The following is a 26,181-nucleotide window of genomic DNA, read 5'->3' on the forward strand; positions in this document are numbered from 1 at the left end:
CGATGAAAGGTCCCTTGCCTCCGGGCTGAATGTCTTCCGAGCCGCGCCGATGCCGCCCGGTCTCGCTCCAGGTCCTACCGTTGTCGCGGCTGATGGACAGGCCAGCGGAGTCGAATGGGATCGCGACGACGCCTTCCTTCGTACGGATGGGATTGCTGGCTGACTCCCCGTGTGCCCGCATCACTTCGGCCTTCGACCAGGTAACGCCGTTGTCGGTGGAGCGGCGGATCAGGATGTCGCCATGCTGTCGGCCTTCGACGATGTGGATGATCGTCTTGTCGCCATCCCACCAGACCTTGGGTGCGTGATCGTTCACGTCCTGCGCATCCCAAAAGGCGGAAGCAGGCTCCCATTCCTTCGCGCCGAAGCGCAGGCGCGATGCGGCGTTCGCGGTGGTGAGATCGGTCTCGCCGAGGGTGGAGAACCAAACCGCGAGCAAATCGCCATTCGGGCACTCGGTGATGGACGGACTGTGATTCTGGCTGATGAACACGGGGCCGACTGCGCCCTCGGGGATGCGAACGAAGGGCTTCGGGCCGTCAAAGAAAGGCGCGTCCGCTGTGACACGGACGCTCTTGTCCGTGGAGTCGATGCGGACAGGAGTGTCCGCATCACGCTGGTTCACGTTTTGTGCGTTCAGCGGCAGCGTGGCCACGGGGAGCGTTTTTCCCTTCGGAAGCTCACCCTGCACGACGCGGAAGCCAATGCGTTCGCTCGCGGAGTTCGTCACCCACGAGCCGCGATTCGCCGAGCGCAGGAAGCGGATCATGGAGGAATGAAATCCACCGCGAAAGACGCGGCAGTCGCCATCGGCGCGACCGAGCGGATCGGTCTGCGAGCCGCTTTCATACGGCCCATACCAGTCGCTGCACCACTCGGCCAAGTTGCCATGCATGTCGTGCAGGCCCCAGGCGTTCGGGGTCTTTTGCGCCACGCGTAAGGAACCCGTGCCACCCGCCTTCGATTCCTCCACCGGGTGATCGAGGCCGATGATTTGTCCCTGCTTCAAGCTCGCCGCGGGCTTCCCGACATTCCGCCAGTCATACTCACGCGGCATCGGTCCGGACGGGAAATACACAGCTCGGAAGTTGTCCTCACCAAACCACTTCTGATGGGCATCTGGCAAAGTGTCGCCCGTGTGGAAAAGCGTCGTCGTGCCAGCGCGGCAGGCATACTCCCACTCCGCCTCGGTCGGCAGGCGATACGTCTTGCCTTCCTTCTTCGTGAGCCATTCGCAAAACGCCACCGCTTTGTCCCAAGTCACGCCGCTCGCCGCATCATCGTCGGCTGGCTTCGACTTCGGATCCTTCTTTTTGAACTCGGGATCGAACTGTCGAAACTGCGCCACCGTGACCTCGGTGACGCCGATGTGAAACGGCTGCGTGATTGTGACCTGATGCGCGGGCTTCTCATCGAAGTCGATCCGGTCGATGTCCTTGTGCATCTCGCCAAACCGCTTCTGCCGCAGATAATCCTTCATCGGCGGCCCGTCCTGGCCCATCGTGAACGTGCCCGGCTCGATTCGCACGAGCTTCATGCCGATGGAGTTGGTGACGGGCTCGGCGGCGTGCAGTGAGGTGATAAGACAAAAAAATGTGAGACAGAAAAATGGTGTTCGAGTCTGCATATTTTTGTCTGCATATTTTTGTCGTTGGGTTTCATCATCCGTGTATTCCGTGTGTTCCGTGGGCCATCACTTCTTCGGAGCAGGCACAGGCCAGTCATCCGTGCGGAAGGGCGACGCGGGCAATCCAGCACCATTGGCGAGGCTGTAATCGGGCCAGTCTTTCCAGGCGTAGCGAACGGCGAAGGGCTGCACGACCTCAGCGCTGCTGACGACGACCGTCTCGCCGACGATCTTGGCTTCGGCGGGCTTCCACTGCTGATCGGCAGCGGCGATTTGGAAGCCGGTGAGCGGGCCGCCGCTGATGGATTTGAGGCCACCGTTGGCATGTTTGAAGGAGACGGTGATCGCCGGGCCATTCATGGTAAAGCCTGAGGCCAGCGGGCCGCTGATGGCGGGGACGTTTTTGCCATAGACGGTGCCGAGCGCCCAGAAGGAGAGTCGCTTGCCGACGTCTTGCTTGTTCTTCGGATGGATGTCCTTTGCATCGCCGAGGTCGATGGTGATAGCCATGCCGGTCTTCGGCAGAGCGAGCGTCTTCAGCATGGATTCACGCACACGCGGCCAACCTTCGCCGGGCGAGGTGAAGTTGGGGAGCTGCACCCACGCGAAGGGCACCTCGTCTTTCCAAAGCGTGCGCCAACTGGTGACGAGCTGCGTGAGCTGCTTGTGGTAAAGACCCGGATTGCTGTTGGCATTGCCTTCGCCTTGATACCAAAGCATTCCGCGCAGCGTGTAAGGCACGAGATTGACGACCTTGCCATTGAAGAGACCCGCGGGGCCGCCTTTGAGCTTGTGCATGGCGAGCGGGTCCTTCGGTGCGGGGACGACGAAGGGCGTGCCGTTGGCCTTGGCCTTCTCCGACGCGGCTTTCCAGATGGCGAGCTGCTTTTGATGCAAAGTGGGAGCCTGCGCGGGATCGAACTTCCGGTGGGCCTCCAGGCGCGTGTCGTAGTTCGTCTTCGTCTCTGGATCGGAGGACTGCACCTCGGCGGCGACCCAGGATTCGATGGGCGTGCCACCGACGGAGGTATTGATGAGACCGACAGGCACGCCGACTTCACGGTGAATCTCGCGTCCAAAGAAATACAGCGCGGCAGAGAAGCCCCCGACGGTGTCCGGCGCGCATGTGTGCCATGCACCTTTGCCCTCGGCCTGCGGCTGCTCTGCGGGACCGGAGCTTTCGCGATAATGACGGATCAGTGGAAACTTCGCCGCCGCCCTTTCCTCATCGAAGTGGTAACAACCCGCGACCGTCATCGCCATGTTTGACTGCCCCGAGCCGAGCCAGACCTCGCCAACGAGCACGTCCTTCACCTCGAGCTTGTGGCCGTCCTTCCCCGTGACGACGAGCGTGCGAGATTCTTCACTCGCCGCGAGCGCATCGAGCTTCAACGACCATTTGCCATCCGTGCCCGCCGTAGCGAACTTCGACTGACCTGCAAAGGAGACCGTCACGCTCTCACCCGCATCCGCCCAGCCCCAGACGGCAACCGGTTTCTCACGCTGAAGCACCATATGGTCCGAGAGCGCCGATGCGAGCCGGAAGTCGGCGGCGGAAAGTGACGAGCAGCCGAGAGTGATGAACGCGAGGAGAGCGGTGAGGTAGGAGTGCTTCATGTAGAATCAGGAAGTGTAACGAAACCTCCTCCCACGGCTTCTCAACGAATCTTGTCATTACCTGCGCTCAGCTCAGTAGGTTTTGCCCTCAGGAATCGCAGGCGTGCCTCCGACTTCGCCGAGAATCGAATCAAAGTCGGAGGAACAGGCGGCGAAGTGGGCGCAGACGGCGCTGAATTCGGCGCCGTGGACGATGAATTGGGCACCGAGGTCGATGAGCGTCTTGGCATCGGCGGCGGTGCCGACGGGGCGGCCCCAAGCTTTGCCGTGCTTTTGGCAGGCGGCGGCGATTTGCCTCTGCACGTCCATCATGACAGGATCATTGACGGCAGGTGTGCAGCCGAGGCGCAGGGACATGTCGCCGGGGCCGAGGAAGAGAATGTCCACGCCGGGGACGGCGGCGATGGCTTCGGCGTTTTCGAGCGCAGTGGGTGTTTCGATTTGGACGGTGAGGAAGGTCTCGCGATTGGCTTGATCGGTGTAGTCGTCGGGTTTGCCGATCCAGTAATCGGCATCGCGTCCGCCGCCGCAGAAGCCGCGGTCACCGAGCGGGGGAAATTTGATGGCCTGGACCAAAGCGCGGGCTTCATCGGCAGTGGCGACGTGCGGGATCATCAAACCAGCCGCGCCATCTTCGAGCAGGCGGTAGAGGCCGTTTTTTTCCTTCGTGGGCGGACGCCACATGCAGTCGATGTCAGCGGCGTGATGACGTCCAAGCATGGTTTCGATTTCACGAGCCTCCCAGGCGCGATGTTCGCCATCGAGCCAGATGCCGTCGTAGTGATAGTGCGCCGCGACGGCGGGGAAGAAGGCGATGGGCGAGCCGGTGCAGCAGATGCGGGCGACTTTGCCAGCGCGGAGCTTGGCGAGGACTTTGGAGCGTCTCATGGAGTGGGTGTGGGGTGGATTTAAAGGGTGTCGAGGCTGAGGCGGGGAGCTCTGCCGAGTTGGGGAAGCAGGCTGTGATTGTCGAGGCCGAAGTGGCGCTCGCTCTCGCTCATCTGCGGCTGTTTGATTCGGGCTGCGGAGAGCTTCTCGGAGACGGTGGCGGCATCGGCGAGATGTGGAAACAGAGGGCCGAGCAAGGCTTTGAGGGAAGGATCGATGACCGCCGCGTCGGTCTGGAAAAGGGCGATGCCATCCACGCCTTCGTCGTAGTTTCGAGCGATCCTTTCGAGAAAGCCGCGTGCGTTCGCCGTGACGCCTTTGCCGGTGACGGTGTTGGCACCGCCATGAATCTTGACGCCATGGACGCGGGCAAGTTCGACATAGGGCCGGGCGGTGTCGGGATAATCGAAGTCCCAGATCCAGAGCGGATCGAGGGCGATTTCATCCACCCAACCTTCTTTGAGCCAGGTGCGGAGATCGAGGCCTTCCATCAAGTTCAGGTCCAGCGTGGCCTCGGGGATGCGGACCAGCACGGGCACCTTACGCTTCGTTTTTTTCTCCAGATCGCGGAGCTGGGCGCGGAGATCGCGCATGAAGAGATTCACGAAATCAGCGCGATGCTGCGCCCACGCGAGGAACTCGGGCGAGCCGACGCGCATCGGCCGCGGATCGGCATGACCTGCCTTCAGCCATGGATCGAGGATCTGCGGATGATAGCGTGCGATGGGCGGCTGCCGGCAGAAGTCGAGGCAAAGGCCATGCGCACCGATTTGCGCGACCTCCAGCAGCACGGCGATGCGCTCGGCTCGATACTCGGGAATGGCAAAGCTGACCTTGGTGCCGTCCACCTGACCGCCACGATGTCGCTCCATCCACTCGGGATGAGCGGCGATGTATTTCGAGCGCAAACCACCGCCGAGGGAGTCGCCATAGTGACGATTCATGCCGAGCCGTCCATAGATGACCATGTCGTTTTTCTCGGCGAAGGCCAAAGCGGCACGCAGCGAGCACTCGTGACGAAACGAATCGCCGATGACCTTCGTCTCGGGCCGTGTATCACCTGCATACATCGTGGAGGTGGGCAGAGAGCTTTGATAGTCGAGCGTGCTGCGCCCGAGCGCCCACATGACGTGACGGATGCTGTGATCGAGATGGGCTTGTAGGCAGTCTGCGGAGTCGCGCCCGCTGGTTTGCTGCTTCTCATACAGCCACTGCCAAAGCTCCGCGATGCCCCAGACTGTTTTCGGTTTGGCGTCTGCTGCTGAGGCCGAAAGCAAAGACGCAGCGAGCGTGCCTGTGTTGCTGGTGATGAATTTTCGTCGGTTCATGGCAGGAGTCATTTTTGCAAAAGGCCCACATCAATGTGGAGGGAGTTGATCCGCGCCAGCGTGCCAGGGAACCGGCAAAAGTCGCGGCGGAGAAAATGATTCATTGGGCAGTCTAGTTTTGTAGCATTTTCAGGGCTGGCCAGGTATCTGAACACCCTCCCTCAGTGTCGAAGCGCAGGAAGTCCGAAGTTTCGTAGAGGATGAATCCATTGAAACGACCATCGGCACGGACTCGCCGCGCTTGTGCAGGCACCTCGGAGCCTTTGGTGCCGGAGCGGTTGATGTATTGATTGAAGGTTACCGGGATGCCGTGCTGCTGGCAGCGCTCGATCATGTCCCGGCTCACCGGATCGTTCAGAATGGCCGCATGTTGAAAGTGATAAAAGCGCAGGATCGCCTCGTCCATCAGCCCCTCTGCGATCCATTTGGGCCATTCCCAAGTCATGTTCGCCGGATAGGCCAGTGCTCGTTCAGCGGGCCGCCCGGATCGGAACCAATCCGCTTGCAGGTTGTAGCGCATGCGCTTGCCCGTGGCCGTCAGCCGACTTTTGCATTGGCGCAGAAAATCGGTGTAAGCACGACCACGGACCTCGGCGATCTTCCCGGTCAGCGCTTCGTCTTTCAGATCGCCGCACTGATCGAGGATGACTTTGTTGAAGCCATAATCCTCGGGATGATCCGTCATCATGCTGTGGTTTTCCTCGCGGAAATCGACGCCATCCACGCCAGCGTCGATCATTTCATCCAGGCACTGGAGCCAAAACTTTTGAACCTGTGGTTCGGTTTCGCAAAGGGCTCCGCAGAGATATGGATTGCGGCCCTTGGTGAAGGCGATGAGGCCCTGCTTGCCGTTCGCGTTGGGTCGGTCGAGGGAGAGCGATGCGGCACCCAAGCCGTAGTCGAAGTTCAGCCCGGCTGACCGAAAATTTTGAAGAGACGAGCACCAGACGCTCGCACCAGAAGCAATCTCGACCGGGATTACACGCCCATGGCTGTCGATGACCTCCAGTATGGAAGTGCCTGCATTGACAAAATCGGGGGCGTCGTCGGCAAAGTCAGTGGTGATCAGCACCTGCTTGCTGGTCAAGTTCAGGCCCGACAGAGTCAGCACCCGGACAGACTGACCGGCGTGGGTCAGCACGTTTCCTCGATTGTCACACACATCGCGCGGGGCCTTTTCAACGGTGTCGGTGAAAGTGAAATCCGGCTTCGCCTGCTGGTATTGCCAGTTGGTATCACTGGTCCAGAGTTGGAGGCGCTCTTTCGTAATGCGAGTGGGCGAGTCGTCCTTTTTGATCAGGCGGAGGGAAGACACGACTGCCTGATCGATGCCGGTTGGCAAGTCGTCGGCGCGTCGCTTCACACGCAGTTCGGGGTGGTTCTTGATGAAAGGATCCAGCCAGCCAAGACGACCGCCGACGTGTGGCAGCAGGCCCATGGTCTTCGCCTCCGGACTGCCTTCAGGGAACAGCAATCCAGCGCCCGTTTCATAGGGCTTGAAGTAGGCGTAAACCTCCAGGCCGTGACGATGCCCCGCTTCCACAGCAGCCTTCAGCGGATTGGCCAAACTGCGTCGCGTCGCGTCGTAATGTTTCCAACCGCCCTGATAGTCGGTGGCGAATCCGGTCGGGCAGATCATCCCGCCATGCCCGTCACCGTAGTAAGCCCAACTCACGCGCTGCACACCCAGTTCCTTCAGGCACCGCATCATGGAATCAACGTGCTGAGGTGTGATCGTGATGCCTGCGAGCAGCGCGTCATCAGGGAAATCCACGAGCGCTTCCAGTTTGAAAGGCGTTGTCCGCTGCTTCGTCGATGCGGCGGCGGCGGACGCTGACTCCGAGGCGCGTTTCGCGACTTTGGGTTCGGCTTGGGCGAAAGCTACAAGTGGCGCGAGCAGCAGGGTGGCGAGAAGGGTGAGCGTGGGTTTCATGGCGTTCCCTTGGAGGGCGGTCATGGCGAGGCTGTGTTTCATGAGTCGCGTGTGACTTGATTCGAAATTTCGGCTACCGCAGCCAGTCGAGCGTGATGCGGCGGATGCGGAGACGATTCAAGGCTCCGACTTTGCTATCGCCAGCGCAGTAACCGATGAGCATGGCGTCGCCGATGAAATGGATGGCGGTGTAGTGATAGAGGCCGTCGGGGTCGCTTTCGATGAGCTTACGCTGTGGCCAGGTTTTGCCGCCGTCGGCGGAGATGGCGGCGACGAAGGGATTGCGCTTCTTCGGCGGGAAAGGGAACATGCCGGAGTGGTCGTTGTAGATGGCGAGGAGGTCGCTACTGCCAGGAAGAAGCTTGATGCTGGCGGGGCCATTGGGTGACTTCATCTCGGTGGGCTCGGGTGGTGAGAAGGTCTTGGCCGCGTCGGTGGAGCGGAAGCCGTATTGGCCGCCATTGCTGGTGCGGCACCAGGAGAAGATGCTGCCGTCGGCGAGTTCGACGACGCCGGGTTCCTGCAAGCCGCTGCCGCTGGGCACGGGCATGGCCCACCAGCTTGAGGATTCGGTCCAGGTGGTACCTTCGTCGTCGGAGTAGATCCACATGGCGATGGCGCGTGCATCGAAGGACTTGCTGGAGTGTGGATCGCTGCCGCGTGAGCGGTGGAAGGCGAGCGGGACGATGAGGCGACCCGTAGTGAGTTGGATGACGCGGTCGTTGTTTAAAACGAAGTAGCCGGGGGCTTGCTGGATAAGTTTGGCATCGCTCCAAGTGGTGCCGTCGTCGGTGGAGAGGCGCATGTGCGGGCGACAGTCGAGCCAGCTATTTTTGAGGCAGTAAAACATCGCGAGCTTGCCGCTGGCGAGGCGCAGGAGTGAGACACTCATCACGTTGTTGCCACCGGTGTTTTCCACGACGGTCACGGGCGCACTCCAAGTGCGGCCTTGGTCATCGGAATGAATGCGCACGAGGCGTGCGGGGCTCTCATCTGCTGCGCCGCCGTAGAACTGCGAGTAGATGAAGATGACACGCCCAGACGTGAGTGTGGCGAATGAGCCTTCGGAGTTGCGCGGGTGTTCCTTGGTCGGCTCGACATTGAGCGTGATGACGCTTTCAGATGCGAGTGATGGAATGCTGCTGAGGAGGAGTGCAGCCAGCAGCGATGAGGTGAGATTCATGGTGGGTGATGAAGAGGCTTTTCAAACGAGGATGGACGGGCGTATGCTTCTGGTCTGTTTCCCACACCAGATAATGACTTCACCTCTGACAGGACCCAAATTACCGCAGCGTCTCTCACTTGCTGAGCTGACAGCGCAGAGCTTGCGTGAGTCGATGGAGGAGGGGCATTGGCAGGGGCATCTGCCGGGTGAGCGCGAGCTGTGCGCTCGACTGCAAGTGAGCCGCAGCACGGTGCGCGCGGCGCTGGATGAACTGCAACGCGAGGGACTGCTGGAGGTGACGGGACGTCAGCGGCGGCAGATCAAGATGAGCCAGTCAAAGAAGCGCGGCACGACGAGCAAAGTGATCGCAGCCATCACCTCACGGCCATTGCTGGCGATGTCGGCAGCCTCGGTGGTGATGGTGGATGAGCTGCGTGATCAGCTCTCGCGCGCGGGCTTCAGCCTGGAGATCCATGTGAGCAAGGCCTGCTTCACCGCGAAGCCTGCGCGTGCGCTGGAGGCGCTGACGACACGATCACCTGCCTCAGTCTGGCTGCTTTTTGGGTCACTGGAACCTGTGCAAAACTGGTTCCTGAAACGTCAGCTTCCTTGTCTGGTGCTAGGATCGTGCATGGCGGGCGTGGCGCTGCCATCGGTGGATGTGGACTACCGTGCGACGTGCCGCCATGCGGGGACGCTGCTTCGGCGGCGTGGGCATCGCAGCATCGCTTTCATTCGTTCGGCGGGCGATTACGGCGGCGATCTGGACAGCGAACAGGGTCTGAGCGAAGCGCTGCAAGGTGAGGTGGCGATGCAGGTGCTACGGCACGATGGCACGCCACAACATGTCTGCGCATTGCTGGAGAAGGCGCTACGCTCACCCCAGCCGCCGACGGCTTGCCTGGTGGCGCGTGCATCGCATGTGCTGACGGTGATGATGTATCTGATGCAGCGGGGACATCGCATCCCGCAGGACATGGCGGTGATCTCGCGGGACGATGACACATTCCTGGAGCACACGATTCCTCTGGTGGCGCGCTATGCGGCGAGCCCGACTCCCTTTGCCCATGCTGTATCAAAGGCGGCGCGACAACTTGCCGAGACGGGCACAGCGCCGCCAAAGGCGATCCGGCTGATGCCGGAGTTGGTTCGCGGGGAGACGGTGTAGATCACCACACGGTCCAACCGCCATCGACGGCTAGATTTTGGCCCGTGACGAAGGTGGAAGCATCGCTGACGAGAAAAGCGACGGCTCCGGCGATCTCGGGCGACTGGCCGACGCGGCCGAGCGGCACTTTTTGGGCGAGGCGGCTGATGAAGTCGGGCTGATTGGCCTGGATGTTCGGATTGGGGAAAGGGCCGGGGCTGATGGCATTGCAGCGGACGCCGCGCGGGCCGTAATGCACGGCGAGGTAGCGTGTGAGCTGTTGGATACCGGCCTTGCCGACGCCGTATTCGACGGGGTTCGGATTCATCGGGGCTTCGTAGATGCGCGGGTCGGTGGAGACAGTGCCGTACATGCTGGAAAAGAGCACGAGGCTGCCGCTGCCGCGCTCCGCCATGGCATTGCCGATGGCGCGGGCGAGCGTGAAGGTGGCGGTGAGGTTACCGTGGTTCGCGTGGTCGAAATCAGCAGCGGTGAGGTCATCGAACTTTTTGGCCGTGGAGGCATACGTCATGATGACGAGGCCATGCGGCACGCCGCGAGCGTCGATTTGATCGGAGACGAATTTTCCCAGTGCAGGGATGTCGGCGGCGTCGAGGTCGGCGGGTGTGATTCCTGGTGCTGCCTTGGCTTTGCCGGGGAGGTCAGCACATAAGACTGAGGCTCCGAGTTCGGTGAGCAGTTTGACCACTTCCTGGCCGAGATAGCCTGCTCCGCCGATGACCCAGATGTCGCGATTTTGGAGAGAAAAGGGAGTGCTCATAGTTTGCCGATCTGCGTGGTGGTGAGGCCGCCATCGATGGTGATGATTTCGCCGGTGATGTAGCTGGCTGCGAGCGAGCAGAGGAAGGCAACGGCTCCGGCGCAGTCGGATGGCTGACCGACTTTGCCGAGCAGGATTTTCTTTTCGTAGTGCTTCAGCAAATCATCGGCTCGTGACTCCATCCAGGTGCCGGTAAGCGGTGTGCGGATGAGGCCGGGGGCGATGCCGTTCACGCGGATGCCATGCGGTGCGAGTGAGACCGCGAGCGAACGAATCATCATGACGAGCCCACCTTTGCTCGTGTCATAAGCGACGCTGTCCGCCTCGGCTTGAAAGCCATTCGTGGAGCTTACGATGACGATGCTGCCGCCTCCACCAAGGGCGATGCGCTTTTTGGCAAAGGCTTGTGCGAGAAAGAAGGTGGCGCGGAGATTGAGTGAGATGGTCTTTTCCCACTCGGTGGCGGTCATTTCGAGGAAGGGCGTATCAAAGAAGCTGCCGGCATTGCAGATGAGGGTATCGAGCGCGGGCTGGAGAGAGAAGGCGGAGTCGATGAGCTGTGCGGGCGCGGAGGGGGGGGATACATCACATGGGACGTATGCGGCCAATCCGGGCATGTCCTGCAAGCCATGTCTGACGACGGCGGCACCGCAGTCCTCCAAGCCCTGAGCGATGGCCGCTCCGATGCCCTGTGATGAGCCGGTGACGAGGGCGGCGTGGCCCTCAAGAGAGAATGCTTTCATCGGGAAGCTTGAGGTATTTGAGCGTGTTCGTGCAGGCGATGCGGGTGACGGTTTCTTCGCCTGCGGCTTTGAGGGCTTTCATCTCGGCTTCGTAGGTGCTGATGAGCTTCACCACCTTGCCGCTGATCTCGGCGGCGTAGCTGTAGAAGGGCGAGTCGCTGCCCCACATGAACTTGTGCGGATAGGCAGCGGCGAGGTCGGCAATGACGCGGGCGGGATCAGTGTAGTCGCTGTCAAAACGGCGCTCGCGTGGAGCGATGTAGGCGAGGTCATCGACAGCACCGACGCAGTGGATGCAGTGCGCGGAGTTGTCGAACCAGGCGTTCGGCAATGCTTGGATGCGGTCGAGGCATTCTTTGTCGTAGCGGCAAGAATGCGCGGCGCAGAAACGGATGTCGGGGTTGGCTTCGGCGATGTCGATGATGTCATGCGCCTGCGCCCAGAGATCGTCTTTGGCTACACTGCTGTGAATGATGAAAGGCACGTCCCACTCGCGAGCGAGATCGAGGAAAACTTTGCCTTCATGCGCGAGGCGTTTGATGTCGGCTTGGATGATGGTGCTTTGGATTTTGATGCCGTGGAAGCGGTATTCGCTGCGCAGCTTGATGAGCTCGGCGGCCTGCGCGTCGGTACAGCGCATGGGATCGACCATGACGAAGGGGAGGATGCGTTTGCCTTCTTCAGGGAAGAGCTTCTGGCATTCCTCAAGCAATCGGCGGTTCTCAAAGGCATACGGCACACTTTCCAGTCCACCTTTGCCAAAGCCGATGCCGCCACTGCGGAACTGGGTGACATCCATGGCCGCATAACTCACGAAGGGAAACGCGATCCAATGCGTGATGCCGAGAGCGCCGCCTTCCTGCTGCATCTGCACGAGCTGCTGGGAATAGGGGAAGTCGCCGTGCAGATAGAAGAGCAAGTCGGCACCGAGGTGATTGTGGCAGTCGATGAGCATCGGACGATTTATGATTTACGATTGATGACTTATGATTTCCGAACAGCGACGGCTTCGATCTCGTAGCGGAGGCTCGGTGGCAGGCAGTTGGTGATGGTCGTTCTCGCGGGCTTGGGATCGGGGAAGTATTCGCGGTAGAGCTGGTTGTAGAGCGCCACGTCTTCAGCATCGCGGACGTAGTTTCGGGTCTGCACGACATGGGCGAGATCGCTGCCGGCGGCTTCGAGGACTTTGCGGAGGTTTTCCACGCTGCGTCGGAACTCACCTTCGAAGCTGTCGCTGACGATGTTGCCCTTGTCATCGACGCTGGCTTGGCCGGAAACGAAGATGAGATCACCGACAACGACGCTCGGGCTGAAGGGCAGATGCGAGGTCGGTGTGTCGGGATTGCAGGGGTAGGAGACGAGCGGATGAGTCATGAATCGAGCGGGTAAATGGGTCGGCGGATGTGCTTGTAAGGCAGTGTTTTGAGGTTGCTGCTGCACGGCCCGGGCGTGTCCACCCAGAACATGCGTGCGGCGATGGAATCGTAAGCGCGACGATGTGCGACGGCGGCTTTCACAGCGATGACGGATAGCTTCGTGGGCTCAATACCTTGGCTGCGCCACTGGCCGAGATCGAAGGGCGGGGTCTTGATGCTGGTGAGCAGGATGGTGATGCCTGCGTGACGAACAACGGCGCTCGGCCCCATGTCGAAACGATCACCGCACATGCTGGCGAGGTGGCTTTGTTTGTCTTCGAGTTCGAAGCGCCCATCGCTGAGGGAGATGACTTCGAATTCGAGATCGACGGGGCCAGCATCGAGACGACTGCCTTTGCCACCGAGGCTGAGTTTGACTTTGGAGCCTATGCCAGCCGCGCGAGCTTTTTCAGAAGCCACGGGATCAGCGATGCAGATAGCGCTGTTGGCGACTTCGTATTCGATGAAGGCACGCAGAAGACCTGTGCCATCGCCGGGAGCACCGCCGCCGATGTTGTCGGATGGTTCGACGAGGACGGTGAGGCCTTCTTTGAATGCAGCGAGCTGAGACATCACTTCGGCCAATGGCGGATCGGTGACGTTGCCGAGTTCGCGAAGCTCCTGGGCTTTGTCGGCTAGTTGTTTGAGGCCATTTGAAACCGCCGCATCATCGGTGCCACTGGCAACAAAGCTGACGCCGGTGTGCTCGGTATCGGCAAAGGAGAATCCGGCAACGACACTGACCGACGTGATGCCCGAACGTGCTTCCATTTCGCGAGCCATGCTTTCCAGAGTCAGCATGGGATCATTCGCCGTGGCAGTGCCAGTGGGCGGCCACATCAACGGAGCGACAAGGCATTGCTGCTTTGGCAAGATGCCTGTGGTCAGCGCCTTTTGAAGATGCTGCGCGGCGATACAGGCGGCTTCACGACCATCGGTGTGTGGGTTTTTGCGATAGCTGACAAGGCAATGCGATAGTGCTGCCATGCGCGGTGTGAAATTGGCGTGAAGGTCGAAGACGCCGAACAGGGGCACGTCGGCGAGGCCGATCAGAGATCGCAACTGCTGCAAGACTTCGCCTTCCACATCTTGAAGTGACTGCGAGGTCATCGCACCGTGCAAGACGAGGTAAATGGCATCGACGCCGCTTTCGAGATGCTGCTTGGAGTGAGTCACCAATTCGGAGATGAAGGCTTCAATCACCCCATCTTCAACAATGGCGCTTGGTTGAGCGCGATAATCGACGGTGGGCAGCACTTCCCAGCCGAACTCACGAGCACAGGCAAGGACTCCACCGAGCGGCGAGCTGTCGCCTTCGCAGCGGAGCATCTCTTCACCGCGTAGAATCTGGAAGTTAGAGAGGCTCGTGGTTCCATCCAGAAACGTGTGTGTCTCGTGGAACAGACCGGCGATGAGAACACGCTTCTTCATGGCTGGTCAGGCGGCTTTCCACTCGGCGGCGTGTTTGGCGAAGGCGGCGTCGGCTTTGGCGAGCGCTTCGTCGATGTCCTGCTGGCGATGAGCGAGGCTCACAAACCAGAGGCCTCGTTCGATGGCGCGGACGCCTTGTTCGAGGAGGCAGGTGCGGAGGTGTGTCCAGCGCGGGGCGTCTTGGCGGCGGACGTAGTCGCGGTAGTCGTTGATCGGACCTTCGGTAGCACCGGGTTTGAGCATGACGGCATGGAAGGCGGGGCCGGGGCCTTGTGGGCGAAGCGGGATGTTGTGTTTATCAGCGAGCGCACGCAGGCCGGTCATGAGTTGCTGACCGAGGTCGTTGGCGACTTGAGGGTGGCTTTCCCCCAAACCAATGACGTGATCGAGACACCACTTCGAGGCGGCTAGGCAGAGTGGGTTGCCATTGAGGGTGCCAGCGTGGACGACGCTGCCATCGATGATCTTTGCCATGGCGGATTTTTTGCCGACGAGCGCCGCGAAAGGCACGCCGCCGCCGATGGCTTTGCCTAAAATGGTGAGGTCGGGCGTGAAGCCGAGATACTCTTGAGCACCGCCGGGAGCGAATCGGAAACCAGTGATGGTTTCATCGGCGATCATGAGCATACCGTCGCGGTCGCAGAGCTCGCGAATGGTGGAGATGAGGCCGGGCGTGGGCTCCATGCAGCAGGTGTTGCACATGATGGGCTCGAACACGATGGCGGCGATCTGGCCATGATGAGCATCGACGATGCGGCGGAGATGCGCGGGATCATTCCAGCGAGCGACGACGAAGGTGCCGAGCACTTCGGGGATCACACCCTGGCTGGGATGCAAGCGCGTGGGAGCTTCGTCATCGCCCCATTTATCCGCTGGTGGGCAGAAGCCAACGAGGCCTTCATCTGCCCAGCCGTGGTAAGCGCCTTCGAATTTGAGGATCAAAGGCCGACCCGTGTGAGCGCGGGCGAGACGGAAGGCGGAGAGGACGACCTCGGTGGCGCTGTTGTTGAAGCGCACGAGTTCGGCACCGGGCATGAGTTTTTGCAGACGCTCGGCGACTTCGATTTCCAGCTCGCACTGCGCGGCCCAGTGGGTGCCGAGCTTGGCTTGCTCGCCGATGGCCTCCGCCATGCCAGCGGGGGCATGACCGTAGAGCAGAGCGCCCTGGCCGATTTGGAAGTCGATGTATTCATTGCCATCGACATCCCAGACGCGGGAGCCGCTGCCGTGAGAAAAGTAGAGGGGCACGGGCTGCTCCATCTTGCGGATGCCGCTGTTTACTCCGGCTGCGATGCTGTTTTGGGCACGATGGAAAAGCTCTCGGGATTTGGCGTAGCGGTCAGTCATGATAGGGGGAAAACAAACGACGGATAACGCACCGATATTCGCACTCGCGTTCTAGGCGGGACGAGTGCTAAGTCTTGGTCACAGCAGGGCACCAAAAGCGTATGTCATCCTCTCCCTCCCCTTCCCTTCAGCTTCCGCAACGCCAGTCGTTGGTCTCGGAAACGGTGCGCAGTCTGCGTGAAAACATCGAAGCAGGTCACTGGCATGAGCATCTGCCGGGAGAGCGCGAGCTGTGTGACCTGCTGCAAGTGAGCCGCCGCACTCTGCGTGGTGCTTTGGATGAACTCCAGCGTCAGGGGATGCTGGAGGTGCAGGGACGCCAGCGGCGCAGGATCACGAATCAAACGACGGTCGCTGATAAGGAGCCGCCACGGCGGGTGATCGGCATCCTCACGCCGGGTTCGTTTCTCTCCATGCCGCCGCCCATTGCCTACGTGATGGACACGCTGCGGACCAAACTCACTGCGGCGGGTTATGAAGTGCGTTTCCATTCAGCGCCGGGCTGCTACACGAGCTCTCCCGCTCGCGGGTTGCGGCAGTTTATCGCAGCGCATCCGGCTTCGGCATGGCTGGTGCTCAGTGCTGAGGAAGCGATGCAGCGTTGGTTGAAATCGCAGAACCTACCTTGCCTGATTCTCGGCTCATCGATTCCTGGTGTCAGCCTACCCTCGGTGGATTCAGACTTCCACGCGACGTGCCGACATGCAGGTGCGCTGCTTTGGCGGAAGGGGCATCGGCGAATCGCGCTCGTGCTACCAAACAGCCACCTCGGCGGCGACATCGCGAGCGAGGCTGGTCTGCGCGAGGCGCTGGGTCAGATGCCCGGAGCGGCTTTGAAAATGCTGCACCACGATGCGACGACCTCAGGGCTCTGCCGTGTGATTGATGACAGCCTGAAGTCCACGAACCCGCCAACGGCCTACATCGTGGGTCGCAGTGCGCATGTACTCACGGTGATGATGCATCTGATGCGCCGAGGAAAACGCATCCCGCAGGACATCGCCGTGCTGGCACGTGACAGTGATCCGATTCTCGATTCGACGAGCCCGAGTGTGTCACGATATACGTCGGAGCCGAAGCAGCTCGCGGCGAGATTGATCACCGCGCTCAGGCAGCTTGCGGATCATGGAGCGCTCTCGACGCCGACCGTGCGTTTGATGCCGGTGTATGTGGCTGGGGAGACGATTTGAGGCGTATTGGCTCAGATCTTCTTCGGCAATTCGATGGGGCCGATGACGACACGACGGTTGAGGGCGCGGTTGTAGTCCGAAGTGTTTGGCAGCTCACAGTGGCGCTCTCCTTGGCCGATCGAAAGCAGGCGGTTGGAAGGGATGCCCATGTCGCCGAGGAGGGTGCGGATGCGAAGGTCTCGGGCTTCGGAGAGGCGCTGATTGTGAGCGTCTTCGCCGAGGTCGCAGGTGTGGCCTTCCAAAAGGAAGATGGCATCGGGCAGATCCTTCATGGCGGTGGCGATGAAGGAGACGAGGCTGGCGGTTTCAGCATCAGCCAGGTCTGTGGAGTCTTTTTTGAAACGCAGTCGGAAGGCGATCTGCTTTTCAGCAACGACGGGCACCTGGACAAAAGCAGGCGGAGGTGGGGCCGCAGACTCAGCTTTCTGCCGCGAGTCAGCGTTGATGGAGATGTTCTGATCCTGTGCCTGCTGCGCGGCGGCGGCTTCAGCTCCTTTGAGGATGGCCATGCCGCGACTGCGCAGGTTTTCGAGAGCGTCGGCATTGGCATCCACAGCAGTCTGACTCAAGCCTGCGCCACGGGTACGTAGGGTGGGCGTGGGTGGTGCGCCCACAGCGCTACGAGTCGTAATTCCCCGTGTGCGCCCGATGCCTAGCGTGGCTGGTGAGGTCTTCCATTGGTCTGCAATGGCACCGGCCTTCATGGCGGAGCCATCAGCAGGTGTCTGCGCGCTGAGAGTGGAAACCCAGAGGACTGGAATGAGGAGTTGGAGGCTGGCTTTCATGATGATTTTGATGCAGGGCATGATGCTGAACGGAAGGGCTTTCTGTGACAGGGCTTGATCCATTTTTGCCTGGGCTGCGGCAGCAACGAGCCCCTTGAGCCTGACAACTCCGCGTGTCCTGGCGTCAGCGAGAGTCATGCCGGGGTAGGCGCGATAGGGGGTGCCGACAGCAGGTGATGTTCCATCTGCGGCGAAGGGTTCGTCGGCGATCTGAACGACCACTTGCTCCTGGATTGGCGGCCCGCTGCCGAAGTCGTGAATGAGCTTGAAGGCCGTGGCATCAGGCGACTGAGCGGCGAGCTTGGCTGGGTCAGGAATGAAGAGATCTACACCGGCTAGCACAAAGTTGCTGCCATCGCCCTTTTCGGGGAAGATGAGCATGGGATCTCCCTGCGCTGGCTGATAAAGAACCCGGACATGGCAATCGCGGCTGACACGGAGACGCAGGGTCAGCAGTTCACCATTTTTGAAGGACGTGCGGGGAGTGAACTGACCTCCCACCATGACACCGACTTCGGCATTTTGGATGGTGGGAAGAGCAGAGATCACTGGTGGCTGCGGCATGATCACCACACTCGGTGCTGGAGGAGTGGTGGCTGCCGGTGTCTGTGAAGCAGGCTTCAGGGCCATGACCATGAGCACGCCACCGATGATGAGGATGGCAACGAGCGCCAGGACCAGCAGAGGATGCATGCCGCTGACCTGGGTAGTCTTTTGATGAGTGACGTGGTTGTTGTAGCTGGTGCTTTTGTCTTCGTGATGCGCCTGCGAATGTTGCGTGGTGCTATGCGTCGTGTGCTGGGAGGCATCATGCTTCACCTCCACATTACCCATGGCACCGAAGCCGACTTTGGTGAAATCTGGACTGGAGGGAGATGTGTCGTCAGGCATGGGAGCGGAGCGTTGAGACGAAATCGGAGCCGCGCAGGTGGGACAGCGATCCACATTGGCGGGAATATCAGAGCGGCAAAGTTCACAGATCGGCATGACGGGAGATGGATTTAAAGAGCATGAACATGAGACTTTCCGAAACCAAGATGAAATCATCCATCATGGCTGGCAGGAGGAGTTCATCACCATCGGTCCGGCAAGATAGAGCGCGATGCCTGGGCCGCTTTTTTCCGCCAGCTTGGCCAACCAATCGGCCTGTGTGACCGACCAGGCAGTGGGCGGATTTTGACCGCCGAAAAGCTGTTCGTAAAAGCCGCCCATCATCTGCTGCGTGGTTTCATCATCGACGGGCCAGAGGGAGAGCAGGCTATGGCGCGCGCCCGCCTGGGCAAAGGCACGGCGCAGGCCCATGACACCCTCACCGCTCTTCAGTCCGCCTGAGCCGGACCAGCAACTGGAGGCGGTGACGAGCAATGTGCCGCTGCCATGCTGCACGGGCTTTTACCAGCCAGCGCGGGTAGGGGTTGCCGGGAGTCGGGGGGGAGAGGAGGAGGTGTGTCAGAGTTCATGGAGGTGGAATGAGTGGCATCAACATCCCGCTCTACCGGATCACGGCAGCGTTGTTACAGCCCACCCCCAAAAAGTCAGTACACCGTCAGATTTCCGGTCGTGCGGTCTTTTTTCACGACTCGAAAGCTGGAGGTTGAGGAGGCCTTCTGAATTTTGAGTGCCTCGAAGTCACCTTTTCCGCAGCCAGACAATGCGAGTCGAGCCGTAGTCACGCTCGCGAATGAGCTCCCATGAAGGGCCGAAGGTGGCGGTGTTGCGGGTGGCGAGGCTCTCGAGAATGACGCTGCCGCCAGTGGGGATGAGCTGATGGAAGGTTTCATCAGCCGCGAGCTTGGTGCAGAGATCGATCTCACCCGGCTTATGGGCGTAGGGTGGGTCGGCGAAGACGAGGTCGAACTGGGTGCCTGCGGCGGTGAGTTGGGCGATGGTTTTGAAGACGTCACCCTGGCGGATGCTGGCACCCTCGAGTCGTGTTTTGGCGATGTTTTTCTTCATCACTTCACTGGCTCCGCGATCCTGATCGACGAGCAGGGCACTGTTGGCACCTCGGCTGAGGCATTCCAAGCCGAGGGCTCCGGAACCGGCAAAGAGGTCGAGCACGCGTGCGCCAGTGATGAGGTCGCCGAGCATGTTGAAGATGGCCTGACGGACGCGGTCCTGGGTTGGCCGGGTGACGGACTTCGGAACTTCCAGGGGGATGCCACCGGCGCTGCCTGAGATGAGACGCATGAGGCATGGCTTACTCGAGCCAGCGGGGGGAGGTCAACGAACTTACGCGACGGCGGCCTTGGCGATTTTTTCGCAGGACTGGACGTCGAGCTTGCCGGAGGAGAGGATGGGGATGTCGGCTATGCGGATCATCTTTTTGGGAATCCAGAGGGGGGGCATGCCTTTTTCGAGAAGTCGGTAGCGGAGGTCGAGGATCTCCTGGTGCTCGGGTCCTCCAGGGATGGCGGTGAGGAGGATGAGAGCCTCACCTTTGTCAGGATCAGGGACGCCGACGACGGCAATCTTGCGCACGGCTTCGTTTTCGAGACCCATAGCTTTCATGAGGGCGTCTTCGACGGTTTCATGGGGGACCATTTCTCCGGCGATTTTGGAGAAGCGGCTGAGGCGGCCTTCGATGTGGAGGAAGCCGTCCATGTCCACTCGCCCGATGTCGCCGGTGCGGAACCATTCGTTGGTGTCTTTGACGTCGGCGGTGCGTTTGTCGTCGTGGAGGTAGCCTTCGAAGATGTTGGCACCTTTGAACCAGATCATGCCGCTGCTGTGAAGGGACTGGGGTGCAAAAGTTTCGGGATGGGTGATGCGGATGGCGAGGCCGGGAACCATCTGGCCGACGCTTCCCTGGCGGTGGCTGGGGAGCCAGACGTAGCCTTTGGATTCATCACCGAGAGGCAGGGGATTGGGGAGGTTGACGTTTGAGACAGGGGAGGTCTCGGTGAGGCCGTAGCCTTCGAAGACGCGCTTGCCAAATTTGGCCTCGAAGGCTTCAGAGACGGTGGCGGGGAGTTTTTCGGCACCGGTGACGCAGAGCTTGATGGAGCTGAGGGCTTCTTTGTTCACGCCGCGCAGATAGCCCCGAAGGAAGGTGGGCGTGGCGATCATCAGGGTGATGCGGTATTTTTCGATGAGATCGCCGAGTTTTTTGGTCTCCAGCGGGCTGGGGTAGGTGATGAGATCGACGCCACAGATGACGGGATACCAGAGGGTGACGGTGCAGCCAAAGCTGTGGAAGAGGGGTAGGCAGCCGAGGATGCTGTCGCTGCGAGTCATGCCGAGACGACTGCCAAACTGAATGACGTTGGCCATCAGGTTGCGATGGCTGAGTACGACGCCTTTGGGCGCTCCCGAACTGCCGCTGGTGAAGAGGAGGAGGGCTTCATCCCGCCCACCTTTGCGAGGTACGCCAAGGATGAGAGCAAGAAGGAATCCGGGGAGGATTTTGCTCAAAACGAGCCACATGACGATCTTCACCTTCAGCTTTGGCAGGAGTCGCTCGATGAGGATGAGGTACTTGCTGGAGGGCCAGGGGAACTGCTGGGCTTTGCGGACAAAGATGTCGGCAGTGATGAAGCGGTCGATATCGGCGGCCTTGATGGAGTGCTCGATAGCAGAGCGTCCGGCGGTGAAATTGAGGTTTACGGGGATCTTGCCCGCGAGGAGGACGGCGACGTTGGCGATGAGTCCGCCGATACCCGGAGGCAGGACGATGCCGACGCGCTTCTTTTTTGTCTCGGATCTGATGTGCCTGGAGAGTGCCGCAGCGACGGCGAGGACTCGGTCATAGCCCAGAGGTTTATCATCTTTGCCGTCGATGACTTTGTTTCTGCTGCCGTGGCGTTTGAGGCCGAGGAGCATGGCATAGGCGAGGTGCATGCCGAGGGCAGGATGTGAGGAGAAGGCTTGCTCTGCGAGGCTGAGCAGCGCTTCCTGATAAGCAGCAAGAGTGGTCTCCGCAGGAGTCAGTATCTTGCCGAAGGCCATGACGGATGCGCTATCATCATAGCGGGGCTCGATGTCGAGGGCGATCTCTCTGCTGCTCTGGACATACACGGGCATGACGGGTACGTCAGCCTTTAGCAGGAACTCGAGTCTGGCTCCCGGCACGGTGCTCATGGGCGAGTTGATCACGGCTGCATCGGCTGGGAGGTAGATGATCACGCGACCTTCATGCGCCTCTGTTCCGACGACCTTGCGGAAGGTGCTGGTATCCGTGGTGGCGGAATCGATGGCCAGCGCGTGGATGCTGTCTTTCTCCAAATGCGCACGCATCAGGGGATGCAGTGCGGCCCCCTGCTCAATCAGATAGGTGACCTGAAGGCCATCCAACAACACCTCCAAGCGCAGCAAATCGTGGTAGCTGAGCTGACTGGGAAGAATGAGAAAGCCGCCTTTGTCAGGCAGGTTCTCCCGACCGATGACGTTCAGATTTTTGAGCGAGACAGGTTTTTCCGAAGGCATGAGATTGGGGGCGTCAGGTACGGTATTAAAACCGGACACTACGCGAGATCATGCCTGTATTTCCAGTGGGAAAAGACAGGCATGATGTCCGGTGCCACAATCATTGTTGCTCAGGAGCAGGGGCACCGGATGCCGGGGGGGCAGTAGGTGGCGGGCTGCCGTCTGGATGATCCGTGTGATCATCGTGATGCTCCTCATGGTGGTCGTCGTGATCGTGCTTGTCCTCGCGGGGGTCGTGGCCTTCCTCGTGATGCTTGATGTCAGCACTGGCAGTGACGCCTTTGAGGTGGGTTTTGAATTTACGCTGCCGTTGCTGCTCGGGCAGAGGGCTGATCTGCATGTTGATGTTACGCCCTGCCATTTTTGGCTCCTGATCCACATGTCCCATGTTGAGAAGATCTTCTTTGATCTTTTTTGCCAGGGCGTGACCGAGTTCCTGATGGGCGATCTGGCGACCACGGAACTGAAGCTGGATGCGCACTTTGTGACCTTCGGCGAGGAAATCTTCAGCGTGGATGATCTTGATGAGGTAGTCGTGCGGATCGATGCCGATGCGGAATTTCAGCTCCTTCACTTTGCCACCTTTGTGGTGCTTGTGAGCTTCCTTCTTGTGCTTCTCCTGCATGTATTTGTATTTGCCGTAATCGACGATCTTGCAGACCGGCGGTTCGGCATTGGGGGCGACTTCGACCAGATCGAGTCCACGCTCCTTGGCCATGCGAATGGCCTGATGCGTGGGCAGGACGCCATACTGAGCGTTGTTCACCCCGTCCACGACGCGAACTTTTGGCGCGCGGATGCGCTCATTAATGCGCGTCTGGTCAACGAAGCGACCATTGTTGGGGCGTCCACGTCCTTGTGGCCCGCCACCACCACCCATCGGGCGATTACCACCACCCATCGGTGGTCGATAACCTCCTGCGGCTCCGCCACCCACTGGTGGCCCTCCTGCGGGGCGTGGGCCTGGAGGTGGGGCACCGAGCGGACGCTGGCCTGCTGGCGGTGGGGCACCTGCCGGACGCGCCGGAGGGTTGGTGTTTGCCTGTCCAGGACGCCCTGCGAACTGGTTGCTGCTCAAGTTTTGGAATGGGTTGCTAATAGGATACCTCCTGGGTGGATTCGGAACTCGAAAAATTGTCAGGAACGACTTTTCGAAAGGGTTTTACGCGTTGCGGCACAGTGAATACAAACATATCACGCCGTGCAGACTCGCGGCAGCATGGGTGTCTCTTCCGTGTCCCGATCATGCGGGATGTCTGAAGAAAACTGAGTGAAAACCATGCTGAAAATGAAAGTCGCGAAAGGTGCCATCTCAAGATGCTAGAGAATCAATCCAAGAAGCACGCGCTACTGAACGAAACTTGTAACCACTTTCTTAGCTTCCAGCAAGATGATTTCCGATAAAGTGCCAACTAAGCGTGGGCTTACTCATCAAAACCGTGGGAAAATCGTTTCGTGGACACTGTCCCGAAGTCTGGGGCGTGGTTTGCGTTTGCCGCGAATGGCACCTTTGGCCGGGCTGCCCTTGATCACTTTGGCGAAAGCCTCCGCATTTGCTTCTGAGGAGCAATGGTAGTGGACGAGACACCCCAGTTCGGCAGCGCCGGCCCGGCTGCTGCTGGAGTAATAGGGGGGTGCCTTGGTGGGGACTCTGTCGTGTGGCGCAGGCGCATCTTCACACGCAGCTCGGCGACTTCGCGCTTTTTGCAGCGGCCTTGGTTGTGCTCGCGGGCACTTCAACAGAGGACAAGGAGTGACGCTGATGAAAGAGCACAAGGGAATCAGACACTGCGGCGAAGGGTTTTTTAAACGGAGAACCTCTTGCAAGTCGGATTGCGCTTGGGCTGTAGCAGTGGAGATGGAGTGGGCGACATCCTCACTTTGAATAGTAGATATGGTGGTTTTTGCTGTGCTCTGTTGATCACCAACTGACGATTCGCAGCTACTCATTTGATGCATTTCACCCTGAATCCAACCCCGGATTTGGAAGCTAAATGAGCCGATCTGAAAATTGGTGTTGTCGAAAAAGCAGGGATTCGGTAGAAAGACCCTCTAATTCACCTTTTTTACTCACAATCATGGTCTGGAAGATTCTCTCTATTTTCGCCGCAGCCTGTCTCGGCGCCTCTTGCTACTTCGCTTGGTCCAATCAAAAAGACCTCGCGGCAGAACGTGACCGCGAATCCAACGCGAAGGCCAATTTGAAGGCTGCCCAAGATGTCAAAAAAGAGGGCGATGAAGCACTCATCGCCAAAAAGGCCGCCCTGGAGGCAGTGCAGAAAGACCTCGCCGCCCAGAAAGAGGAGACGGTGAAACTCGGTGTCCAAGTGCAGGAAAAAGAAGTCTCCCATGGCATCATCAAAGGCAACCTTGAGCAGATCCAGCAGCAGGTCGCTGCAGTGGAAAAGCAGATCGAAGACGCAGGCGACATCGAAAAGCTCATCGCCCAGGTGGAAAAGCTGAAAAAAGATCAGGCCGAAGCTGAAGCCGCAGTTGCCAATCAGACTCAGCGACTCGCTTCCGCCCAGGAAGCCTATACCAACCTCGTGGCCATCACGGAAAAGCTTCGTGAAACTGAAGCCCGTGGTCGCCGAGGCGTGGTGGACCCGGCATTCACTGCTCGCATATCCCAATACTTCCCAGAATGGGATTTCGTCATCCTTAACAAGGGCAACTCCGGTGGTGTCTTTGCCAATGCTGATCTTGATGTGAAACGTGGCAAGGATGTGATCGCCAGGATCAAAGTGAAGAACGTGGAACAATACGGCTCAATCGCCGAATTGATCCCCGGCTCTCTCGCAACAGGTCAGGCCATCCGAACCGGAGACACGGTGGTGGCTTCCGCCACTCAGTCCGCTGCTGCTGAGAAATCTACATCTAGCGACAAAGGTGCAGCTCCCGCTGCTAGTGATGCCACTGCTCCTGCGGCGGCCCCCGCAGCCGCTCCTGCCATGGGCGCTGATCCGTTTGGAGCAGCTCCAGCCGCTGCACCTGCCATGAGTTCCGATCCCTTTGGTGCAGCCCCAGCACCTGCCGCAGCTCCCGCAGCCGCTCCTGCCATGGGTGCTGATCCTTTCGGGGCCGCCCCGACTCCTGCCCCTGGTGCCGCCCCAGCAGGCACGGCTGATAAACCAAACACGGCTGATCCCTTCGGAGCCGCTCCGGCCCCTAAACCCTGATCGCAGCCGCCTGACTCCCGCCGCCCGGATTTTCAAACTCTCCCGACTCTCCTCCCTCCATGACCAAAGTCCTTTTCATCCTCAGCGCCGTCATCATCTTGGTTTCCGCGTTCTTCGCCTACCAGAACGGGCGTGAATTTACCCGCGTCCGCACGGCTGTTGCAGTCGTGAACATGCAGGTCCAGACCGCCCTGAATGACGCCAACAAAATCGTCACCGAAGTCAATGGAGTCGTCGCCAACATCGGCACCGTACAAGGCGAACTCGACATTGAGGGCGAAAAAGTGAAGAGTCAGAAACTCAAACTCGCCCAGGTCGAAAACGACTTGAAACGGGATCAGGATCAACTCGATGTGAGCAGCAAGAAGCTCGCAGATCTTCGTGTCCGACTCGGCAAACTGCCCAAAGACATGAAGCCAGAAACAATGGTAGAGCAGATCAACGCCATGAAAAAGGCCACCGCCGAGTATCAGGCTCAGGTAGAGCTCAAGAAAAAGGAAGCTGAAGCCGAGGAAGGCAAGATGGGAGATGCCCGCAAGGCTTACGAGGAGATCGTTCGCAAAATCGAAGACCGCAAAAAATCCTTTGATCGCAACAGCCTCGTCGCACGCATCGTGGCCGTGAATACCGCCTGGGGTTTTGTGGTGGTCGATGCCGGCCAGAGTGGCGGCATCACCGAGGCGACCAAGCTTCTTGTCACCCGTGGCAATCAAACCGTTGGAAAGCTCAGCATCCTCTCCGTTCAAGACAACCGCACGGTGGCCAACATCCTCCCCGAAACTCTTGCCCGAGGCATGAGCATCGCTCCTGGAGATCGTGTCATCCTGGAAAATCTGCATCAGTGACCCTGGATCACGCGTATCCTGTGCAGCCCATGAATACACGTCTCCCCCTCGCCGCCCTGCTCGTGCTGACTGCTGTCAGTTCATTGGTTTCCTGTGGTTCATCCGAAGAGCCTAAACGCCGTGAACGCACTCCGCCTCCGGTCGCCGACAGCACCATGCCGTGGAACCGCCCCGCCAAATGGGAAGGTGCAGGGCGCTATGGACAGATGATGCCCGGCAGCCGCTGATTTGAATTCGCTAATGTTTAAGACGGACATGCTCCCATGCATGTCCGTTTTTTAATGCCCCTGCTTGGCTCAGAATCTATGTTGCACATGTGCTCCAGCGTGATGAAG

Annotated in this window: 22 protein-coding genes; 5 read left to right on the plus strand and 17 right to left on the minus strand. The window is 59.8% G+C overall.

Annotated features, from left to right (window positions below; all coding sequences use genetic code 11):
* From AC6FTP_RS10215 to AC6FTP_RS10240, 6 genes are all read right to left on the minus strand, one after another.
* Positions 1-1,537 (minus strand): SUMF1/EgtB/PvdO family nonheme iron enzyme (locus AC6FTP_RS10215; RefSeq protein WP_497206812.1); only part of this gene is annotated, 1,537 nt, incomplete at its 3' end.
* Positions 1,538-1,693: 156 nt separating this feature from the next.
* Positions 1,694-3,244, minus strand: a complete 1,551-nt coding sequence (locus tag AC6FTP_RS10220; protein WP_497206813.1) for a sialate O-acetylesterase — start codon at positions 3,242-3,244, stop codon at positions 1,694-1,696.
* Between the two features lie 72 nt (positions 3,245-3,316).
* Positions 3,317-4,132 (minus strand): HpcH/HpaI aldolase family protein, encoded by an 816-nt coding sequence (locus AC6FTP_RS10225; RefSeq protein WP_497206814.1) that lies wholly within the window; start codon positions 4,130-4,132, stop codon positions 3,317-3,319.
* 20 nt (positions 4,133-4,152) lie between these two features.
* Positions 4,153-5,460 (minus strand): glycoside hydrolase family protein, encoded by a 1,308-nt coding sequence (locus tag AC6FTP_RS10230; protein ID WP_497206815.1) that lies wholly within the window; start codon positions 5,458-5,460, stop codon positions 4,153-4,155.
* A gap of 112 nt (positions 5,461-5,572) precedes the next feature.
* Complete coding sequence (locus AC6FTP_RS10235; RefSeq protein WP_497206816.1) at positions 5,573-7,435, minus strand: hypothetical protein; 1,863 nt, start codon at positions 7,433-7,435, stop codon at positions 5,573-5,575.
* A 31-nt stretch (positions 7,436-7,466) separates the two neighbouring features.
* Positions 7,467-8,576, minus strand: a complete 1,110-nt coding sequence (locus AC6FTP_RS10240) for a sialidase family protein (protein WP_497206817.1) — start codon at positions 8,574-8,576, stop codon at positions 7,467-7,469.
* A 73-nt stretch (positions 8,577-8,649) separates the two neighbouring features.
* On the opposite strand from AC6FTP_RS10240, the gene AC6FTP_RS10245 reads away from it, so the two are divergent.
* A complete protein-coding gene (locus AC6FTP_RS10245; protein WP_497206818.1) occupies positions 8,650-9,726 on the plus strand; it encodes a substrate-binding domain-containing protein in 1,077 nt (358 codons plus the stop codon).
* Position 9,727: 1 nt separating this feature from the next.
* On the opposite strand, the gene AC6FTP_RS10250 is transcribed toward AC6FTP_RS10245, so the two are convergent.
* The 6 genes from AC6FTP_RS10250 to AC6FTP_RS10275 are packed head-to-tail and all read right to left on the minus strand — an operon-like array spanning position 9,728 to position 15,422.
* A complete protein-coding gene (locus AC6FTP_RS10250; RefSeq protein WP_497206819.1) occupies positions 9,728-10,486 on the minus strand; it encodes an SDR family oxidoreductase in 759 nt (252 codons plus the stop codon).
* Positions 10,483-11,229 carry an SDR family NAD(P)-dependent oxidoreductase gene (locus tag AC6FTP_RS10255; protein WP_497206820.1) on the minus strand — a complete coding sequence of 249 codons (747 nt, stop codon included), beginning with the start codon at positions 11,227-11,229 and terminating at the stop codon, positions 10,483-10,485. The genes AC6FTP_RS10250 and AC6FTP_RS10255 overlap by 4 nt, the downstream gene beginning before the upstream one ends.
* A complete protein-coding gene (locus tag AC6FTP_RS10260; RefSeq protein ID WP_497206821.1) occupies positions 11,210-12,184 on the minus strand; it encodes an amidohydrolase family protein in 975 nt (324 codons plus the stop codon). The genes AC6FTP_RS10255 and AC6FTP_RS10260 overlap by 20 nt, the downstream gene beginning before the upstream one ends.
* A gap of 29 nt (positions 12,185-12,213) precedes the next feature.
* Positions 12,214-12,603, minus strand: coding sequence for a RidA family protein (locus AC6FTP_RS10265; RefSeq protein WP_497206822.1), 390 nt, complete (start codon positions 12,601-12,603; stop codon positions 12,214-12,216).
* Entirely contained in the window at positions 12,600-14,075 is a 1,476-nt protein-coding gene (locus AC6FTP_RS10270; protein WP_497206823.1) for a M81 family metallopeptidase, read from the minus strand. Before AC6FTP_RS10270 ends, AC6FTP_RS10265 begins: the two co-directional genes overlap by 4 nt.
* Positions 14,076-14,081: 6 nt before the next feature.
* Positions 14,082-15,422 (minus strand): aspartate aminotransferase family protein, encoded by a 1,341-nt coding sequence (locus AC6FTP_RS10275; RefSeq protein ID WP_497206824.1) that lies wholly within the window; start codon positions 15,420-15,422, stop codon positions 14,082-14,084.
* Between the two features lie 101 nt (positions 15,423-15,523).
* Here AC6FTP_RS10275 and AC6FTP_RS10280 point away from each other — a divergent pair, with 101 nt between their 5' ends.
* Complete coding sequence (locus tag AC6FTP_RS10280; protein ID WP_497206825.1) at positions 15,524-16,612, plus strand: substrate-binding domain-containing protein; 1,089 nt, start codon at positions 15,524-15,526, stop codon at positions 16,610-16,612.
* A gap of 11 nt (positions 16,613-16,623) precedes the next feature.
* On the opposite strand, the gene AC6FTP_RS10285 is transcribed toward AC6FTP_RS10280, so the two are convergent.
* The 5 genes from AC6FTP_RS10285 to infC all read right to left on the minus strand — a co-directional run bounded on the left by AC6FTP_RS10285 (position 16,624) and on the right by infC (position 22,900).
* Positions 16,624-18,288 (minus strand): OmpA family protein, encoded by a 1,665-nt coding sequence (locus AC6FTP_RS10285; RefSeq protein WP_497206826.1) that lies wholly within the window; start codon positions 18,286-18,288, stop codon positions 16,624-16,626.
* A gap of 159 nt (positions 18,289-18,447) precedes the next feature.
* Positions 18,448-18,783, minus strand: a complete 336-nt coding sequence (locus AC6FTP_RS10290; RefSeq protein ID WP_497206827.1) for a CHAT domain-containing protein — start codon at positions 18,781-18,783, stop codon at positions 18,448-18,450.
* Positions 18,784-19,026: 243 nt separating this feature from the next.
* On the minus strand, positions 19,027-19,587 hold the full coding sequence (rsmD, locus tag AC6FTP_RS10295) for a 16S rRNA (guanine(966)-N(2))-methyltransferase RsmD (RefSeq protein WP_497206828.1): 561 nt from the start codon (positions 19,585-19,587) through the stop codon (positions 19,027-19,029).
* Positions 19,588-19,629: 42 nt separating this feature from the next.
* A complete protein-coding gene (locus tag AC6FTP_RS10300) occupies positions 19,630-21,822 on the minus strand; it encodes an AMP-binding protein (RefSeq protein WP_497206829.1) in 2,193 nt (730 codons plus the stop codon).
* A gap of 100 nt (positions 21,823-21,922) precedes the next feature.
* Positions 21,923-22,900 (minus strand): translation initiation factor IF-3, encoded by a 978-nt coding sequence (gene infC / locus AC6FTP_RS10305; protein WP_497206830.1) that lies wholly within the window; start codon positions 22,898-22,900, stop codon positions 21,923-21,925.
* A gap of 1,000 nt (positions 22,901-23,900) precedes the next feature.
* Between infC and AC6FTP_RS10310 the strand changes: the two genes are divergently transcribed.
* Genes AC6FTP_RS10310 through AC6FTP_RS10320 form a run of 3 tightly spaced genes read left to right on the plus strand, consistent with a single transcriptional unit; the run spans position 23,901 to position 26,073 of the window.
* On the plus strand, positions 23,901-25,001 hold the full coding sequence (locus AC6FTP_RS10310; protein WP_497206831.1) for a hypothetical protein: 1,101 nt from the start codon (positions 23,901-23,903) through the stop codon (positions 24,999-25,001).
* A gap of 59 nt (positions 25,002-25,060) precedes the next feature.
* Positions 25,061-25,846 carry a hypothetical protein gene (locus AC6FTP_RS10315; protein WP_497206832.1) on the plus strand — a complete coding sequence of 262 codons (786 nt, stop codon included), beginning with the start codon at positions 25,061-25,063 and terminating at the stop codon, positions 25,844-25,846.
* A 29-nt stretch (positions 25,847-25,875) separates the two neighbouring features.
* Positions 25,876-26,073 (plus strand): hypothetical protein, encoded by a 198-nt coding sequence (locus tag AC6FTP_RS10320; RefSeq protein WP_497206833.1) that lies wholly within the window; start codon positions 25,876-25,878, stop codon positions 26,071-26,073.
* Positions 26,074-26,181 lie beyond the last annotated feature (108 nt).

It is taken from the genome of Prosthecobacter sp. (assembly GCF_044378005.1).
GTDB lineage: Bacteria > Verrucomicrobiota > Verrucomicrobiia > Verrucomicrobiales > Verrucomicrobiaceae > Prosthecobacter.

Coding starts and splice junctions, on each gene's coding strand:
- AC6FTP_RS10220 (WP_497206813.1), bottom strand. CDS start 3,244: ATGAAGCACTCCTACCTCACCGCTCTCCTCGCGTTCATCACTCTCGGC.
- AC6FTP_RS10225 (WP_497206814.1), bottom strand. CDS start 4,132: ATGAGACGCTCCAAAGTCCTCGCCAAGCTCCGCGCTGGCAAAGTCGCC.
- AC6FTP_RS10230 (WP_497206815.1), bottom strand. CDS start 5,460: ATGAACCGACGAAAATTCATCACCAGCAACACAGGCACGCTCGCTGCG.
- AC6FTP_RS10235 (WP_497206816.1), bottom strand. CDS start 7,435: ATGAAACACAGCCTCGCCATGACCGCCCTCCAAGGGAACGCCATGAAA.
- AC6FTP_RS10240 (WP_497206817.1), bottom strand. CDS start 8,576: ATGAATCTCACCTCATCGCTGCTGGCTGCACTCCTCCTCAGCAGCATT.
- AC6FTP_RS10245 (WP_497206818.1), top strand. CDS start 8,650: ATGACTTCACCTCTGACAGGACCCAAATTACCGCAGCGTCTCTCACTT.
- AC6FTP_RS10250 (WP_497206819.1), bottom strand. CDS start 10,486: ATGAGCACTCCCTTTTCTCTCCAAAATCGCGACATCTGGGTCATCGGC.
- AC6FTP_RS10255 (WP_497206820.1), bottom strand. CDS start 11,229: ATGAAAGCATTCTCTCTTGAGGGCCACGCCGCCCTCGTCACCGGCTCA.
- AC6FTP_RS10260 (WP_497206821.1), bottom strand. CDS start 12,184: ATGCTCATCGACTGCCACAATCACCTCGGTGCCGACTTGCTCTTCTAT.
- AC6FTP_RS10265 (WP_497206822.1), bottom strand. CDS start 12,603: ATGACTCATCCGCTCGTCTCCTACCCCTGCAATCCCGACACACCGACC.
- AC6FTP_RS10270 (WP_497206823.1), bottom strand. CDS start 14,075: ATGAAGAAGCGTGTTCTCATCGCCGGTCTGTTCCACGAGACACACACG.
- AC6FTP_RS10275 (WP_497206824.1), bottom strand. CDS start 15,422: ATGACTGACCGCTACGCCAAATCCCGAGAGCTTTTCCATCGTGCCCAA.
- AC6FTP_RS10280 (WP_497206825.1), top strand. CDS start 15,524: ATGTCATCCTCTCCCTCCCCTTCCCTTCAGCTTCCGCAACGCCAGTCG.
- AC6FTP_RS10285 (WP_497206826.1), bottom strand. CDS start 18,288: ATGCCTGACGACACATCTCCCTCCAGTCCAGATTTCACCAAAGTCGGC.
- rsmD (WP_497206828.1), bottom strand. CDS start 19,587: ATGCGTCTCATCTCAGGCAGCGCCGGTGGCATCCCCCTGGAAGTTCCG.
- AC6FTP_RS10300 (WP_497206829.1), bottom strand. CDS start 21,822: ATGCCTTCGGAAAAACCTGTCTCGCTCAAAAATCTGAACGTCATCGGT.
- AC6FTP_RS10310 (WP_497206831.1), top strand. CDS start 23,901: ATGGTCTGGAAGATTCTCTCTATTTTCGCCGCAGCCTGTCTCGGCGCC.
- AC6FTP_RS10315 (WP_497206832.1), top strand. CDS start 25,061: ATGACCAAAGTCCTTTTCATCCTCAGCGCCGTCATCATCTTGGTTTCC.
- AC6FTP_RS10320 (WP_497206833.1), top strand. CDS start 25,876: ATGAATACACGTCTCCCCCTCGCCGCCCTGCTCGTGCTGACTGCTGTC.